Genomic DNA, 15,604 nt, shown 5'->3' with positions numbered 1-15,604 from the left:
GCCTCTGGTTACGGCACCACGGCCGTGAGGTCGAGGCTCTGCATCATCGCGGCCGCGTCCACCGCGCGTCGGAAGTCGGCAAGCTTGAAGGTCGCGACATTGATCTTGCGCAGGTCCAGCAGGCCTTCGGCGGCGAGGCCGGCGATCTGGCCTGGTGCCGTGCGGTCGTACATGAACTGCCCGACCACCTCCCAGTCGTTGGCCAGCATCTCGCGGAACGAGAGTTCGAGCGGCACCTCGGCGCTGCCCATCAGCACCATCCGGCCGCCACGCCTGAGCGCGCGCAGGGAGGACAGTGTGGTCGAGGTGCTCTTGGCGGTGCCGAGCAGATCGAGCGCGACATCGGCGCTGCCGCCAGCGGCGCGGCGGATGACCGCAAGGTCGGCTGCGGCATCGCCGCTGACGACGGCGGGAATGACGCGCGGGCCGAACGCGTCGCGCAACTGCTCGAGCGCGGCCTCCTTGCGGCCGACGGCGACGACGCGGCCCGCGCCCATCGCGACCGCGAGCATCACGCCGCCCGAACCGAAATAGCCGGTCGCGCCGTTGACAATGATGGTCTGCCCGCCGCGCAGGCCGGAGCGCTGCAAGCCGCCGAACGGCACGATCAGTTTTGCGAGCCCGATCAGCTCGGTCGCCGGCTTGTCGTCGAGATTGGCAAGTGGCGTAACGCAGGCGGCCGGCCAGTGCGCGATCTCCGCGAATACGCCGTCGCGCCAGCGCGCCTGCAATGCGAGCGCCTCCGGCGTCGTCACCGTGGCGGTGAGGCCGATCAGGATCTGCGGCGGATCGCGATCCGGCACGTCGCCGCGCAGATGCGGGCTCAGGAACACGCGGTCACCGCTTTGCACGTGCGTGACGTTGTCGCCGGCGGCGACGACGCGCGCGATCGCGTTGGTGCCCGGCACGAACGGCATCGGTGGCAGGCTGTAGGGCAGTGCGCCGGACAGCAGCCTGTTGGTGTAGGACAGCACCATGCCGGCTTCGATCCGCACCACGACGCCATCGGGCGCGGGCATCGGCGTCGTGACATCCTCGAAGCGCAGATCGTTGTGGGCGTGCAGCCGCCAGGCCTTGTGCGTGCTTGTCATTGGGATGCTCCGTGAGACCATTGCTTAAGTAGCCCGGATGGAGCGAAGCGCAATCCGGGAATCACGCAAGCAATGACGAGCGGCCCCGGATTGCGCTGCGCTTTATCCGGGCTACGGGCTAACCCACGTTATGGTCACGCCGTCGTCGGATCGTCAGCGAGATGCCGCGCGAGCGCGACGGCAAGCGGACAAATCGCCAGCGCCGTGAGCGCGGTTGCTGCGGTCGCGAGCGACGGGCCGAGCGCGTCGCCAAGCAGGCCGTAGATAACAGGCGCGATCGCGCCCGATCCGATCGTTCCGGTATAGAACAGCGCGAAGGCGCGCTCGGTCTGATGCGCGGGGGTGAGTTCGGGCACCGTGCCGTAGAGAACCGAGGAGGTGCCGTTGAGCATCACGCCGAGCAGCGGCAGCAGCACGATGGCCGGCGCCAGCGGCAACACCAGCACGGCCACGATCAGCGCCGCCGTACCACCTTCGGTGATCAGCACCGTGCGCAGCGTCCCGACCCGCGCGCCGAGCCATCCGCAGGTGAATTTTCCCGCCGCGCCGCCGATGAAGACCAGCGCCAGCGCAAGGCCGTTGGTCGGCAGCGAGGCGCCCTTGTCGCGCAACAGGAACGGCAGGAAGGTGAGAAAGCCCATCCTGACCGCGGTGTCGAGAATTCCGATCGCGAGCAGCCAATGAAAGCCGCAGCCTGTGCTGGCGCCGCGCGATGCTGATGCCGCCTTGTGCTCGGCGCCCTTGCCGACGGCCGGCATCCAGAGCGCAATGCAGACCGCGACGAGCAAGCCTGCGAGAGCGAGCACGAGCAGCGCGTGCCGCCACGACATGATCACCAGCAGGATCGAGGTCAGGGCCGGGATCGCCGCCTTGCCGAGATCGCCCGAGAAATTGTAGATACCGAGCGGCCCGCGCGCCGCTGCGCCATAGGCGCGCGACACCGCGGCGGAAGCGATCGGATGCTGCGTGCTCGATCCCGCGCCGGAGAGCGCGAGCGCCAGGCCGAGGCCAATGACACCGCCGGAGCATCCAGCAAACGCGTAGCCGACTGCGGACAGCGCCGTGCCCGCGATCAGGATCACCTTGCCGTCGATCCGCTCCGCGATGCGTCCGACCGGAATCTGCAGCCCGGCCATGGCGCCGGCATAGAGCCCGCGCAGCAGCGCCAGCAGGCCGTAGCTCAGCGCGAATTCGGCCTGCCAGACCGGCAGCAGCACGTAGATGACGTCGGTGTAGCCGTCGTGGAGGGCGTGGTTGAGCCCGGTCACGGTCAGGGTGCGGGTTGACCGGGCACGGTCGGGCCGCGTCGTGCCGGTTTCGGCCGACACGCTCATTGCCGCCCTCCAATGCAAGAAAATCTAAAGATTGCGCGGGCGAGCACCAGGAGGGGACCTCAGAAAAGAAAGCTATACAAGGAGCTTGCATGGCAGCATGCGCCGCCAAGGCGCTTGTCACAAATCAGTAATAATCGGATCATACGTTAGAAAATCTTGTATTGAGGGATCATGTTCGTCCCACGCCGCAGCCTGCCGCCGCTCAATGCGGTGCGTGCCTTCGAGGCCGCCGCACGGCTAGGCAGCTTCAAGGAAGCCGCCGCCGAGCTCAGCGTGACCCATGGCGCGGTCAGTCAGCAGATCCGCCTGCTCGAGGAATGGCTGGGCGCGCCGTCGCTGTTTCGGCGATCGGTGCGGCGCGTGGTGCTGACGCCGGCAGGCGCGGCATTGCTGGCAGAGTTCGCGCCCGCGCTCGACCGGATTTCCGCCGCCGTGCAGCAGCATCGCGAGCGGCGCGGCGATCTGGCGGTCGCGGTGTTGCGCGTCAATGCACTCGCGACCTTCAGCCTGCGCTGGCTGCTGCCGCGGATGAGCCGGTTTCGCGCCGAGCATCCCGATATCGAGGTACGCTTGAGCACGTCGAACGATCCGGTGGATGCGTTGTCTGAATCATTCGACGTCGTGATCCGCGGTGGCCCCGACACCTTCCACGGCTTCTCGTCACGCTTCCTGGTGTCGGAGCGGAGATTGCCGGTATGCAGTCCGTCGCTATTGGGGCAGCTGCCGCTCAATGAGATCGCGGACCTCTCCAGGCACACGCTGCTGCATGTCACGTCGATGCCGCGGCTGTGGCGCGACTGGCTCACCGAGGCCGGGCAATCCGCGCTGGAGCCGGCGGCCGCGCTGACCTTCGATCACTTCTATCTGACGATCCAGGCCGCGCTCGATGGTCTCGGCGTCGCGATGGGACCGACCGCGCTGATCGCGGACGATCTCGCGGCCGGGCGCCTGGTGACGCCGTTTCCGGATGTCAGCCTGCCGGCGCGGAGCTACTTCGCTTACTTCCCGGCGGGGCGCAGCAACGATCCGCACAGCGCGGTGTTCTGCGACTGGCTCGAGCAGCAGGGCCGGATGACGGGTTGAAGATTATTTTCGATCAGGCCGCCGACGGATCGTCGCCGTCGATTTCCTTGGGCAGGTCGATCACCACGCGGCCGCCGTCGAGATCGACAGTCGGCACCACGGCATTGGTGAACGGCAGCAGCATCGTCGCGCCCTGCGGCGGGGCGATCTCGATGATGTCGCCGGCGCCGAAATTATGGATCGCGATCACCTTGCCGAGCGGCTGCTCCGTCGTCGTCACCGCGGCGAGCCCGATCAGATCGGTGTGGTAGTATTCGCCGTCGTCGGTGTCCGGCAGCCGGTCGCGCGGAACGTAGAGCTCGAGCCCGTTGAGCCGTTCGGCATCATCGCGGCTGGCGACGCCCTTCAGCGTCACCACCAGATGGTCCTTGGCCTCACGCACATGCGTGACCTCGAACTGGCGCGTGCCGTCCCTGGTCATCAGCGGACCGTAGTCCTTCACGGCCAGCGGATCTTCGGTGAAGGTCCAAAGCCTGACGGCGCCGCGCACGCCATGCGCAGCGCCGATACGGGCGACACAGACCGGTGCAGCCACCGTGGTCGCCGTTCAGCCTTAAGCCTTGGCGGCGGCTTCGGCCTGCGCCTTGCGCTCCTTGCGCGGCACGGCCTTTTCCGGGTTGTTGCGCGGCGCGCGCTTCTTGACGCCGGCGGCGTCGAGGAAGCGGGTCACGCGATCCGACGGCTGCGCGCCCTTGGCGAGCCAGGCCTTCACCTTGTCCATGTCGAGCTTCAGGCGCGACTCGTTGTCCTTCGGCAGCAACGGGTTGAAGTGGCCGAGACGCTCGATGAAGCGGCCATCGCGCGGGAAGCGCGAGTCGGCGACGACGACGTGATAGACGGGACGCTTCTTGGTGCCTGCGCGAGCGAGGCGGATAACAACGGACATTCAGTTCTCCTTCAAAGGTCGATGTGTTCGATTGATTGGCATTCCGCGTCGCGCCGGCCGTATACGAGCCGTCGCGACGAATTCCTCATTTCTTCTTGCCCGGGAAACCGCCGAGGCCCGGCAGCATCGGCTTGCCGGAAAGGCCGGTTAGGCCCGGCACGTTCGGCAAGCCGCCGCGCAGCCCGGCCGGCAAATCCTTCGGCAGATTGGGCAGGCCGCCGCCGGCGCCGCCCTGCATCTTCTCGGCGAGCGCCTTCATCTCCTCGGCCGAGGGCGGCTTCATGCCGCCGCCGAATCCCATCGCCTGCGCGATGCCGGCGAGCGGGCCGCGTTTGCCGCTGCCCATGGCCTTCATCATGTCGGCCATGTTCCGGTGCATCTTCAGCAGCTTGTTGACGTGCTCGACGCTCTGGCCAGCGCCTGCCGCGATGCGCTTCTTGCGGCTCGCCTTCAGGATGTCCGGGTTCTTGCGCTCCTGCCGCGTCATCGAGTCGATGATCGCGACCTGGCGCTTCAGGATCTTGTCGTCGATGCCGGCCGCCGCGATCTGGTTCTTCATCTTGGAGATGCCGGGCATCATGCCCATCAGGCCGCCGATGCCGCCCATATTCGCCATCTGCTGCAGCTGCTCGCGCATGTCGTTGAGGTCGAACTGACCCTTGCGCATGCGTTCGGCGGTGCGCGCGGCCTTCTCGGCGTCGATATTGGCGGCGGCCTTCTCGACCAGCGAGACCACGTCGCCCATGCCGAGGATGCGGCCGGCGATGCGGTTCGGATGGAAGTCTTCCAGCGCGTCGGTCTTTTCGCCGGTGCCGATCAGCTTGATCGGCTTGCCGGTGACCGCGCGCATCGACAGCGCGGCGCCGCCGCGGCCGTCGCCGTCAACGCGCGTCAGCACGATGCCGGTGAGGCCGACGCGCTCGTCGAACGAGCGCGCGAGGTTGACCGCGTCCTGGCCGGTGAGGCTATCCGCGACCAGCAGCACTTCGTGCGGGTTGGCGGCGGCTTTGATCTCGGCCGCCTCCTTCATCATGTCTTCGTCGAGCGTGGTGCGGCCGGCGGTGTCGAGCAGCACGACGTCGTAGCCGCCGAGCTTGCCGGCCTCCAACGCGCGCCTTGCGATCTGCGGCGGCATCTGGCCGGCGACGATCGGCAGCGTCGGAATGTCGAGGTCGCGGCCGAGCACCGCGAGCTGTTCCATCGCCGCCGGGCGGTAGACGTCGAGCGAGGCCATCAGCACCTTGCGCTTGTCGCGCTGGACCATGCGGCGCGCGAGCTTTGCGGTGGTGGTGGTCTTACCGGAGCCTTGCAGACCGACCATCATGATCGGCACCGGCGGCACGGAGTTGATATCGATGGTCTGGCCGTCGGAGCCGAGCGTGGCGACGAGCTCGTCATGGACGATCTTCACCACCATCTGGCCCGGCGTCACCGACTTGACGACGGTGGCGCCGATCGCCTGCTCGCGGACCCGGTCGATGAAGCTACGGACCACCTCGAGCGCGACGTCGGCCTCGAGCAGCGCGCGGCGCACCTCGCGCATTGCGGCATCGACGTCCTTTTCGGTCAGCGCACCGCGCCCCGTCAGACGATCGAGAATGCCACCAAGCCGTTCCGACAGATTGTCGAACAATGCCGTTGTCCTCTTTTACCTCTCCCCGCCTGCGGGGAGAGGTCGCCGCGCATTTGCGCGGCGGGTGAGGGGGTACAGGGCTATCCACACGCACAGTGCGCGGAGAGAGCTCCTCACCCCGACCCTCTCCCCGCAAGAGCGGGGCGAGGGAGAAGGAAATCCAAACACTTTCGCGCCCGAGGGCGCATCGCGCTGTCGGGCGTTGGCCTCTGGCCTCCAGGACCAGTCGGCGGGTCGAAAAGACGGAGCTTTCCGAGAAAGTGGCCGGGTTAAACGCTGCCGGGGCGGCAAAGTCAAGGAAAGTTTCGCTGAAATCCGCTCAGTCTGGACAGTAAGGTACTGAAATCACGTCGATTTGCCCTATTGGTTCCGAATTCGCCGCTGCCACCCATATAACCGGAGCCTGCCTCCTATTCCGGAACCCGCGTGCTGATCACCCGCCGCCGCCTTCTCGCAACCTTGACCGGAGCCGCCGCAGCGATCGGTGTGCCCTCGATCTGGATGACGACCATGAAAACCTACGACGGCCCCGTGTCCGATCATTTCGACGGCCTGCACTTCTTCGATCCGGACGGCTCGCCGCCGAAATCGCTTGGTGAGGTGCTGCGCTGGCAGTTCGGGGGCGGCCGGAAGCGCGCAGTCTGGCCGGAATGGGCGCCGAGCCCCCATGCCGATACGCCGCCGCCCCGCGTCGAGGGCGACAAGGTGCGGCTCTGTTTCGTCGGTCATGCCAGCTGGCTGATCCAGACCGCGGGCCTCAACATCCTGTTCGATCCGGTGTGGTCGATGCGGGCCTCGCCGTTCAGCTTCGCCGGGCCGAAGCGGCACAACGATCCCGGCATCGCATTCGATAAACTGCCCAGGATCGATGTCGTGCTGGTGTCGCACGGCCACTACGACCATCTCGACGTCGCGACGCTGTCGAAACTTGCGGGTGCATTTGGTCCTCGCGTGATCACGCCGCTCGGCAACGACGTCACGATGCGTACGTCCGATGCCGCGATCAAAGCCGAGGCGTTCGACTGGCATCAGCGCGCCGAGCTCGGCAATGGCCTTGCCGCGACACTGGTGCCGACGCGGCACTGGTCGGCGCGCGGCCTGTTCGATCGCAACAAGGCGCTGTGGGCGAGTTTTGTTTTGGAGACGCCGGCCGGCAAGCTCTACATCGTCGGCGATTCCGGCTACGGCGACGGGGGACATTTCCGCCGGGTGGCCGAGGCGCATGGACCGTTGCGGCTCGCGATCCTGCCGATCGGCGCCTATGAGCCGCGCTGGTTCATGCGCGACCAGCACATGAACCCGGAGGATGCGGTGAAGGCGCTGGCCGATTGTGGCGCCGCCCAGGCGCTGGCGCATCACCACGGCACATTCCAGTTGACCGACGAGGCGATCGACGCGCCCGCGATCGCGCTTGGCGAAGCGCTCGACGCCGCCAAGGTGCCGCGCGGGAAGTTTGTCGCGTTGAAGCCCGGGCAGGTGTTCGAAATCTAAATGCTGTCGTCCCGGCGAAGGCCGGGACCCATTACCCCAAATATTAATTGTTGCGCGACGCTGGGGCCACGATTCCGTTCACAACTAAACTCGGTGGTAATGGGTCCCGGCCTTCGCCGGGACGACGTCAATTGGCTGCCTTGAATTACTTCTCCTTGATCGCCCAGGAGACGCTGACATTGACCGTCAGTGTTTCCTCGCCTTGCGCCACCGGCGTCGGCGCGGCGAAGCCTGCCGTCGCCATCTTGGGACGGAACACCGGGACCGGCGCCGAGCCGACCTCCGCAATATTCACGGGTGCGCCGAGCGTGACGCCGGCGGCCTTGGCGTAGATCTCGGCCTTGCGGCGGGCGTCGGCGATCGCCTTTTCGCGCGCCTCGTCGAGCAGCTTCGAGGCCTGCGACACCGAGAAATTGAGCCCGCCGATATCGTTGGCGCCGGCGCCGACCAGCACGTCGATGACGCTGGCGACCTTGCTTACATCGTGCAGCCTGATCGTGACGCGATTGCTCGCATGGTAGCCGACGATGCTGGGCGGGGCGTTCGGCGACGACGGCCCACGATTGGCGAATTGCGGCTGCAGCGACAGCCGCGAGGTCTGAAAGTCCTTCTCCGCGATCCCGGCGCCCTTCAGCGCGGCCAGCACCTTGCCCATCGTCACATTGTTGGCTTCGGCGGCTTCGCGTGCGGTCTTGGCGTCGGTGGTGACGCCGGCGTCGAGCTGCGCCTGGTCGGGCGGCGCCGACAAGGTCGCCTCGCCGGTGACCGAAACCGCCGGCGGAAAGTCGTCATTCGCCAGTACGGGCGCAGCCAGCAGCGTGGTCGCGATCAGGGTGGCGGCGAAGGAGAGGCCAACGGGGAGGCCAAGCGGTAGGCGATGGGTCATCTGGCTCACTTCAGGGGTACGTAGACGTTGATCACAAGCTTGTCCTCCGCGGTCTTCAGCGGATCGGTGATGTATTCCTCGATAAAGGTGTCCTTGGCTTCGAGCTTCTTGTCGTCGAGGTGGTTGGTGATCGCCTCATAGGTGTTGTCCATGTTGTCGTAGGAACCGCGATGGACGAACTTCAGCGCCTTGCCGTCGGGCGAATTGCCCATGCTCATGTTCTTGCCGAGGTTCTTGACGTCCTGATCGACCGGGATCTCGGCGATGAAGGTGAAGCCGGTGTCGTCGGTCGAGGTGTAGACGATCATCGGATTGCCCGATGCCTTGACGCCGTCCTTGTCGAGCAGCGCGGTGAGCTGCTTGAACGCCTCGATCAGGGCGTCGAAGGCGGAATCCCAATTGGCCGTGCCCTTCAGCATCACGACCTTTTTCGGCTCCAGCGTGAACGGCTCGCCGAAGGGATCGGCGGTCTGCACCGGGGCGGCCGGCGCCGGCGCCGGGGTCTGCGCTGCGGCCGGGCTGTCGGCCGGCGACTTGGTCTCGGCCGGCGGGGGCACCGGTGTCGCCGACGGTGCAGGGGCAGGGGTCGGGCTCGCTGCGGGAGCGGGCGAGGCTGACGGCGACTGGGCAGGGGCCGGGCTTGCCAGTGCGATCGCGGCCAAGGGCAGCAGCGCGACCAGGGCCGCGCGGAGCGTGTTGATACGGTTCATTGGTTTTTCTCCATCCCCTGCCTCGAACGGCCGCTCGATCTGTCCCGGCGCGCGGTCCGCGAGGTGCGATATTCCTAACACGCAAGTTCTGCATTCGTCCCATGACAGATGTGTCATGGGGCCATTCAGGCTGGCTAACTGGCCACCACTCGCCATATAACCGGGCAGAATTTGGGAAAATCGATGAGCGCGCTCGCCAATCACGCATTCGCCAAGATGAACGGCATCGGCAACGAGATCGTCGTCGTCGACCTGCGCGATTCAGCGGTACAAGGTCGGGCACAGGTGTCGGCAGCGGAGGCGCGCGCCGTGGCTTCGCCGGCGGGCGGCGTGCCCTATGACCAGCTGATGGTGCTGCAGCCGCCGCGGCTCGACGGCACCGAAGCGTTCATCTCGATCTACAACAATGACGGCTCGGAGGCCGGGGCCTGCGGCAACGGCATGCGCTGCGTGGTGCGGCGGATTTTCGAGAAGACCGGCCAGACATCAGCGACGTTCCAGACCCGCGCCGGCCTGCTCAATTGCTGGCAGGGGCCGGCGCCCGATCTCTATACCGTCGACATGGGCGCGCCGAAGTTCGGCTGGCAGGACATTCCGCTGGCTGAGGAGTTTCGCGACACCCGCTACATCGAGCTGCAGGTCGGGCCGATCGACAATCCGGTCTTGCATTCGCCCTCGGTGGTCTCGATGGGCAATCCGCATGCGATCTTCTGGGTCGACGACGTCAATGCCTACGACCTCGAACGTTTCGGGCCGCTTTTGGAACACCACCCGATCTTTCCGGAGCGCGCCAACATCACCCTCGCCCATATCGTCGATCGCGACCACATCACGATCCGCACCTGGGAGCGCGGCGCCGGTCTCACCAAAGCGTGCGGCTCGGCGGCCTGCGCGACGGCGGTTGCGGCGGCGCGGCTGAAGCGTGCCAATCGCAGCGTCGAGATCACGCTGCCCGGCGGCAAGCTCGGCATCGAGTGGCGCGAGCGCGACGATCACGTGCTGATGACCGGCACCGCCGATTTCGAATATGAGGGCCGCTTCGATCCGGCGCTATTCGCCAGCGTCGCTTGATCGGGCGTGAGATCGGTTATGGGCGTCGATGTCGTCACCTTTGGCTGCCGCCTCAATTCATTTGAATCCGAGGTGATCAGGCGCGAGGCGGAGCAGGCCGGGCTTACCGATGCCATCGTCATCAACAGTTGCGCCGTCACCAACGAGGCGGTGGCGCAGGCGCGGCAGTCGATCCGCAAGTTGAAACGCCAACGCCCGCATGCGCGCATCGTCGTCACCGGTTGTGCGGCGCAGACGCAAAGCCAGATGTTCGCCGAGATGGCCGAGGTCGATCGCGTCGTCGGCAATGACGAGAAGATGCGCGGCGAGGCGTGGCGCGTGACACGTTCAGCATTCGAGGCGCCGTTCGGCATCGATGCGAGCGAAAAGGTCGCGGTCGCCGACATCATGGCGGTGACCGAGATGGCGCCGCATCTGCTCGGCGGCTTCGAGCGCGGCCTGCCTCGCGTATTCGTGCAGGTGCAGAACGGCTGCGATCATCGCTGCACCTTCTGCATCATCCCCTACGGCCGCGGCAATTCGCGCTCGGTGCCGATGGGCGCGGTGGTCGATCAGGTCCGCGCGCTGGTCGAGCGCGGCCATGCCGAGATCGTGCTGACCGGCGTCGATCTCACGAGCTATGGCGCCGACCTGCCGGGCGCGCCAAAACTCGGCCAGTTGACCCGGCAGATCCTGCGCCATGTGCCCGAGCTGAAGCGGCTGCGCATCTCGTCGATCGATTCGATCGAGGCGGATCGCGACCTGCTCGATGTCATCGCCGACGATGCGCGGCTGATGCCGCATCTGCATCTGTCGTTGCAGTCCGGCGACGACATGATCCTGAAGCGGATGAAGCGCCGGCATTCACGAAAGGACGCGATCGATTTCTGTGCGCAGGTCCGCCGGCTGCGGCCGGACATCGCTCTCGGCGCCGACATCATCGCGGGCTTCCCGACCGAGTCTGAAGCGATGTTCGCGCGTTCGCTCGATCTGGTCGCGGAATGCGATCTTACCTTCCTGCACGTGTTTCCCTATTCGAAGCGCCCCGGAACGCCCGCCGCACGGATGCCGCAGGTCGATGGCGGCGCGATCAAGGAGCGCGCCAGGCGGCTGCGCGCGGCAGGCGAAGCCGCGCTGCTGCGCCGGCTTGACGCGGAAGTCGGCGCGATGCGCGAGGTGCTGACCGAGAGCGAGCGGCAAGGCCGCACCGAGCACTTCCTTCCTGCCGGTCGCGATCGAGAGAGATGTGCCGGGCATGGTACGCGCGATGACTATCCGCGGCCATGACGGTGCGCGGCTCATTGCATCGGGCCGCTGAGAAAGTTCGCTCCCATTGTTCTCCCGGCGCAGGCCGGGGCCCATTACCCCAGATCTCAATTGCTGCGCGACGCTGGGGCCGCGATCTCGCACGGTCACAGAATGCGGTGGTTATGGGTCCAGGCTTTCGCCACGACGACGAATGTGGGGAGCCGCGCATGGCGCGTCCGGAGCAGCGGATCACCTGCATTTCGCATGTGATGATACTGAACCAGCTATTTGACAGGTTGAATCTCTACATGCGCATCGTGCATGACGCACTCAGTGCGTGCGCCCGCCCAGCCTTGCCGGCTGCGACGCGCGAACCTGCCAGAACCGCAGCAGGCGATCGGCGTTTTCGCGGGTCAATTTCGTGAACTGGCTCTTCGCACGGGCGAGCTCGACCGGTCCCATGGAGCCGGTGGTATAGCGACATTCCATCACCGCGGCGGCGGTATCCCAACTCAGGCCTGCCGCCCGGCACGGCACCAGCAGGCCCTCACTGCGCAGGCTTTGCATCAGGGAGCGGATCACCTCGATGTTCGACTGCGCAAGATACGCCAGCGCAACGATGGTCTCTTCATATTTTCGCTGCCTGGCGAAACCGAGCAGTGAGGCTTCGTTGAGCTCGCCGTCGTCCTTCAGCTTCGCGACGTGGTGCTTGGCCGCGGTGAAGTCGCGGACTTGCGACATGTCGCGCTCGACGCCGGCGGCGACCGCTGCGATCGCATGCCGGATTTCTTCGAACAGATAGGGCGGGGCGCGTTCCAGCAGACGGCCGCGAACCTCTTCCGTCGCGCGGCGCAGGAGCTGAAGGCGGAGCTCCGACTGCAGGTCGGCGCGAATGCCGGTCTCGACCGCAAGCACCGGATCGTGCTCGGCCTGCGCGAGGATGACGGCAAATCCGCCCGGCGATACTTTGGCGCCGGGATTGGTGACCAGGCGGTGGCTCACGCTCGCAAAGCGACGCGCCAGAAGCGCGTCAGTGACGACCTCCTTTAGCCACCAGCGGCCGGCGACGGCGAGCAGATGCTGCTCGCTCTTGGTCCGTGCGATCTCGACCAAATCGTCCGCGCTGAGCCGCGACGATTCCTGCAGGATCGGCCGCGCGATCCTGATCTCGTCATTGCTGGCGAGACGGCGAATGATCGCGGGCGGTGCCTGGGCGACCGGTGCGAGCTGCTCGCTGATGTCGGTGAGCGCCATCCGGGCGCTGATGTCGGCGAGCGCGCGCAACTCGATGGTCTTCACCAGACGCTCGAGCACGTTGTCGAACAGCTCGATCTGTTCGCTGTTGAACTTGCCGGCGGATGCGAGGAAAAGGCCGGTGACGCGCCTTGCCGTGGCCAGGCATTTATCGGCGGAGCCGGCGCGTATCGCAGCCTCGACCTCGTCGACAATTGCTTGTCCATCATTCAGCATTGCTCGTCCTGAGCCGTCGCAGCGCGCTTTTCTAAGCTGCCTTCAGGACTAGCGGATGGGCCTGAATGTTCCGTAAAGGATAATTGTCCGTAAAATCACGGAGGCTAAAGCGCGATGAGGTTGGGCTGGATCGTCATCGCGCTTTAGCTCTTTGTTTGAGCATAATCTTTTCGGAAAACCGCTTCGCACTTTTCCGGATCATGCTTAGTCGCCGTTCCAGCCGCAGGCCCTGAGCCGCTCCCGCATGTGTTCGGGTGCCGGCGCGACCACATGCACCGGGTCCTTGTTCCTGGAGATCGGGATGCCGATCTCGCGGGAATGCAGATGCAGGGTCGGCTCACCGAAGCGCGGACCATTGCCATAGATATTGTCGCCGACGATCGGCCAGCCCATCGCCGCCGAATGCACCCGCAGCTGATGGGTGCGGCCGGTGACCGGCTCCATCGCGAGCCAGGTGAGGCCATCGCCACGCCCCAGCACCTTCCAGTTGGTGATCGCCTTCTGGCCATCCGGGTCCGGCTTCTGCCACCAGCCGCGCTCGGCGTTGAGCCGGCCGAGCGGCATGTCGATGGTGCCTTCATCCTCGGCAGGGCCGCCCTCGACCACGGTCCAATAGGTCTTCGAGATCTTGCTGTGCTTGAACAACAGCCCGAGCGAGGCGGTTGCCTTGCGGTGACGTCCCAGGACGAGGCAGCCCGAGGTGTCCTTGTCCAGCCGATGCGCCAGCACCGGCGGCCGCGGCAGGCCGAACCGCAGCGCTTCGAACGAGGCCTCCAGATTGGGGCCGCCCTTGGGACCGCGATGCACCGGCAGGCCGGCCGGCTTGTCGATCACCAGCATCAGGCCGTCGCGGTGGAGCACCCGGCCCAGGATTTCTTCCGCGGTTAGTTGGGGAACATCGATCAATTCGTCGAGACTTTCGTTTATGGGCCGAAACGGCTAACACGTCCGCGCCATGAACGATACCACTGCGGGAACTCCAAAACAGAGCTGGTGGCAGCGGCTGAAGGGCGGCCTGAAGCGGACCTCGAGTTCGATCGGGACCGCGGTCGCCGACCTCGTCACCAAGCGCAAGCTCGATTCGGCCATGCTCGATGACATCGAGGATGTGCTGCTGCGCGCCGATCTCGGTACCGATGTCGCGGTCCGCATTGCGGAGGCTGTCGGCAAGGGGCGCTACGACAAGGCGATCTCGGCCGACGAGGTCAAGGACGTCGTCGCGACCGAGGTCGAGAAGGTGCTGTCGCCGGTGGCGAAGCCGCTCGAGATCGATACCGCGAAGCAGCCGTTCGTCATCTTGGTGGTCGGCGTCAACGGCTCCGGCAAGACCACGACGATCGGCAAGCTGGCCGCGAAATTCTCCGCCGAGGGCCGCAAGGTCATGCTGGCCGCCGGCGACACCTTCCGCGCCGCGGCGATCGAGCAGCTCAAGGTCTGGGGCGAGCGCACCAAGTCGCCGGTCATATCAGGCGCCCAGGGCTCGGATTCGGCGAGCCTTGCCTTCAGCGCGCTGACCGCGGCCAAGGAGCAGCAGCGCGACGTGCTGCTGATCGACACCGCCGGCCGCCTGCAGAACAAGTCCGAACTGATGAACGAGCTGGAAAAGGTCGTGCGCGTCATCAGGAAGGTCGATGCGTCGGCGCCGCACGCGGTGCTGCTCGTGCTCGACGCCACGGTGGGACAAAATGCGTTGTCGCAAGTCGAGGCGTTTCATCGTACGGCAGGCGTCACGGGGCTCGTGATGACCAAGCTTGACGGCACGGCGCGCGGCGGCATCCTTGTCGCGCTGTCGGAGAAGCACAAGCTGCCGGTGCATTTCATCGGCGTCGGCGAAGGCGTCGAGGACCTCGCGCCCTTCGCGGCGAAGGATTTTGCCAAGGCAATTGCTGGAATCGAGGCATGACCCCGACCCGAAGGGCCGCGTTAGCGCAAAGTGGACACCGGTTTTCGGATCGGGTCATGCCTCAAATCAAAGTAGAGAGTTGATGGACAAGACCCAGCCGCATCCGCTGTTCAAGCTGGCGACCGAACTCGGGCCACTGCTCGTGTTCTTTATCGCCAACGCCAAGTACCATCTGTTCGTCGCGACCGGCGCGTTCATGGTGGCGATCGTGGCCGCGATGATCGCATCCTATGTGGTGACCAGGCACGTGCCGATCATGGCGCTGGTGACCGGCGCGATCGTCTTGGTGTTCGGCACGCTGACGCTGGTGCTGCACGACGAGACCTTCATCAAGGTCAAGCCGACCATCATCTACGGGCTGTTCGCGGCCGTGCTCGGCGGCGGGCTGTTGTTCGGCCGGTCCTTCATCGCCATCATGTTCGACCAGGTGTTCAACCTGACGCCGCAGGGCTGGCGCATCCTCACCCTGCGCTGGGCGCTGTTCTTCGCCGGCATGGCGGTGCTCAACGAGCTTGTCTGGCGCACGCAGACCACGGATTTCTGGGTGAACTTCAAGGTGTTCGGCGTGACGCCGCTGACCATGATCTTCGCCATCGCCCAGATGCCGCTGACCAAGCGCTATCACCTTGAGCCGGTCTCGCTGGAGGCGAGTGAGGCCGACGCGGGCGACGTGCGGAAGGGGTGATCAGCACTCTGCTCCCTCGCCCCGCTCTCTTGTCCGCCGAAGCCCGCCTTCGGGCGAAGGCGGATGCGGGGAGAGGGTGGGGTGAGGGTCTCTCCACGGATAGGCTCGGAGTTTATTACAAACACCGTCCAAAG

The 15,604-nt window shown here is 65.9% G+C and carries 14 protein-coding genes and 1 pseudogene; 6 read left to right on the top strand and 9 right to left on the bottom strand.

Annotation, left to right across the window (positions count from 1 at the left end):
• Positions 1-8 precede the first annotated feature (8 nt).
• Positions 9-1,091 carry a quinone oxidoreductase family protein gene (locus ACVMB1_RS32895; RefSeq protein ID WP_076834653.1) on the bottom strand — a complete coding sequence of 361 codons (1,083 nt, stop codon included), beginning with the start codon at positions 1,089-1,091 and terminating at the stop codon, positions 9-11.
• 134 nt (positions 1,092-1,225) lie between these two features.
• Positions 1,226-2,425, bottom strand: a complete 1,200-nt coding sequence (locus ACVMB1_RS32890; RefSeq protein WP_076834651.1) for an MFS transporter — start codon at positions 2,423-2,425, stop codon at positions 1,226-1,228.
• A gap of 171 nt (positions 2,426-2,596) precedes the next feature.
• Between ACVMB1_RS32890 and gcvA the strand changes: the two genes are divergently transcribed.
• Positions 2,597-3,508: a transcriptional regulator GcvA gene (gene gcvA, locus ACVMB1_RS32885; protein ID WP_057020944.1), complete on the top strand. Its 912-nt coding sequence runs from the start codon at positions 2,597-2,599 to the stop codon at positions 3,506-3,508.
• A gap of 13 nt (positions 3,509-3,521) precedes the next feature.
• On the opposite strand, the gene rimM is transcribed toward gcvA, so the two are convergent.
• From rimM to ffh, 3 genes are all read right to left on the bottom strand, one after another.
• Positions 3,522-4,043, bottom strand: coding sequence for a ribosome maturation factor RimM (gene rimM / locus ACVMB1_RS32880; protein ID WP_076834650.1), 522 nt, complete (start codon positions 4,041-4,043; stop codon positions 3,522-3,524).
• A gap of 18 nt (positions 4,044-4,061) precedes the next feature.
• Positions 4,062-4,394, bottom strand: a complete 333-nt coding sequence (gene rpsP, locus ACVMB1_RS32875) for a 30S ribosomal protein S16 (RefSeq protein WP_016847621.1) — start codon at positions 4,392-4,394, stop codon at positions 4,062-4,064.
• Between the two features lie 85 nt (positions 4,395-4,479).
• Positions 4,480-6,027 (bottom strand): signal recognition particle protein, encoded by a 1,548-nt coding sequence (gene ffh, locus ACVMB1_RS32870; protein ID WP_018269389.1) that lies wholly within the window; start codon positions 6,025-6,027, stop codon positions 4,480-4,482.
• 426 nt (positions 6,028-6,453) lie between these two features.
• Between ffh and ACVMB1_RS32865 the strand changes: the two genes are divergently transcribed.
• Entirely contained in the window at positions 6,454-7,518 is a 1,065-nt protein-coding gene (locus ACVMB1_RS32865) for an MBL fold metallo-hydrolase (protein ID WP_076834648.1), read from the top strand.
• Between the two features lie 145 nt (positions 7,519-7,663).
• Here ACVMB1_RS32865 and ACVMB1_RS32860 read toward each other — a convergent pair whose 3' ends face one another.
• Both ACVMB1_RS32860 and ACVMB1_RS32855 read right to left on the bottom strand, forming a co-directional pair.
• Positions 7,664-8,404 carry an SIMPL domain-containing protein gene (locus tag ACVMB1_RS32860; RefSeq protein WP_076834709.1) on the bottom strand — a complete coding sequence of 247 codons (741 nt, stop codon included), beginning with the start codon at positions 8,402-8,404 and terminating at the stop codon, positions 7,664-7,666.
• Between the two features lie 5 nt (positions 8,405-8,409).
• Positions 8,410-9,114: a GyrI-like domain-containing protein gene (locus tag ACVMB1_RS32855; protein WP_057020941.1), complete on the bottom strand. Its 705-nt coding sequence runs from the start codon at positions 9,112-9,114 to the stop codon at positions 8,410-8,412.
• A 183-nt stretch (positions 9,115-9,297) separates the two neighbouring features.
• Between ACVMB1_RS32855 and dapF the strand changes: the two genes are divergently transcribed.
• Entirely contained in the window at positions 9,298-10,185 is an 888-nt protein-coding gene (gene dapF, locus ACVMB1_RS32850) for a diaminopimelate epimerase (RefSeq protein ID WP_076834644.1), read from the top strand.
• 18 nt (positions 10,186-10,203) lie between these two features.
• Positions 10,204-11,482, top strand: a pseudogene (gene mtaB, locus ACVMB1_RS32845) (tRNA (N(6)-L-threonylcarbamoyladenosine(37)-C(2))-methylthiotransferase MtaB).
• Positions 11,483-11,742: 260 nt separating this feature from the next.
• Here mtaB and ACVMB1_RS32840 read toward each other — a convergent pair.
• Together ACVMB1_RS32840 and ACVMB1_RS32835 are read right to left on the bottom strand one after the other, a co-directional pair.
• Entirely contained in the window at positions 11,743-12,882 is a 1,140-nt protein-coding gene (locus ACVMB1_RS32840) for a DUF2336 domain-containing protein (protein WP_076834640.1), read from the bottom strand.
• A 204-nt stretch (positions 12,883-13,086) separates the two neighbouring features.
• Entirely contained in the window at positions 13,087-13,788 is a 702-nt protein-coding gene (locus ACVMB1_RS32835) for an RluA family pseudouridine synthase (RefSeq protein WP_057020938.1), read from the bottom strand.
• A gap of 49 nt (positions 13,789-13,837) precedes the next feature.
• Here ACVMB1_RS32835 and ftsY point away from each other — a divergent pair, with 49 nt between their 5' ends.
• Positions 13,838-14,785 (top strand): signal recognition particle-docking protein FtsY, encoded by a 948-nt coding sequence (gene ftsY, locus ACVMB1_RS32830; RefSeq protein WP_038384709.1) that lies wholly within the window; start codon positions 13,838-13,840, stop codon positions 14,783-14,785.
• An 82-nt stretch (positions 14,786-14,867) separates the two neighbouring features.
• Positions 14,868-15,470, top strand: coding sequence for a septation protein A (locus ACVMB1_RS32825; protein WP_057020937.1), 603 nt, complete (start codon positions 14,868-14,870; stop codon positions 15,468-15,470).
• Positions 15,471-15,604 lie beyond the last annotated feature (134 nt).

Source organism: Bradyrhizobium sp. USDA 4504 (genome assembly GCF_054063995.1).
The sequence above is the reverse complement of the archived record's forward strand: the minus strand, read 5'-3'. Positions and strand labels throughout refer to the sequence as shown.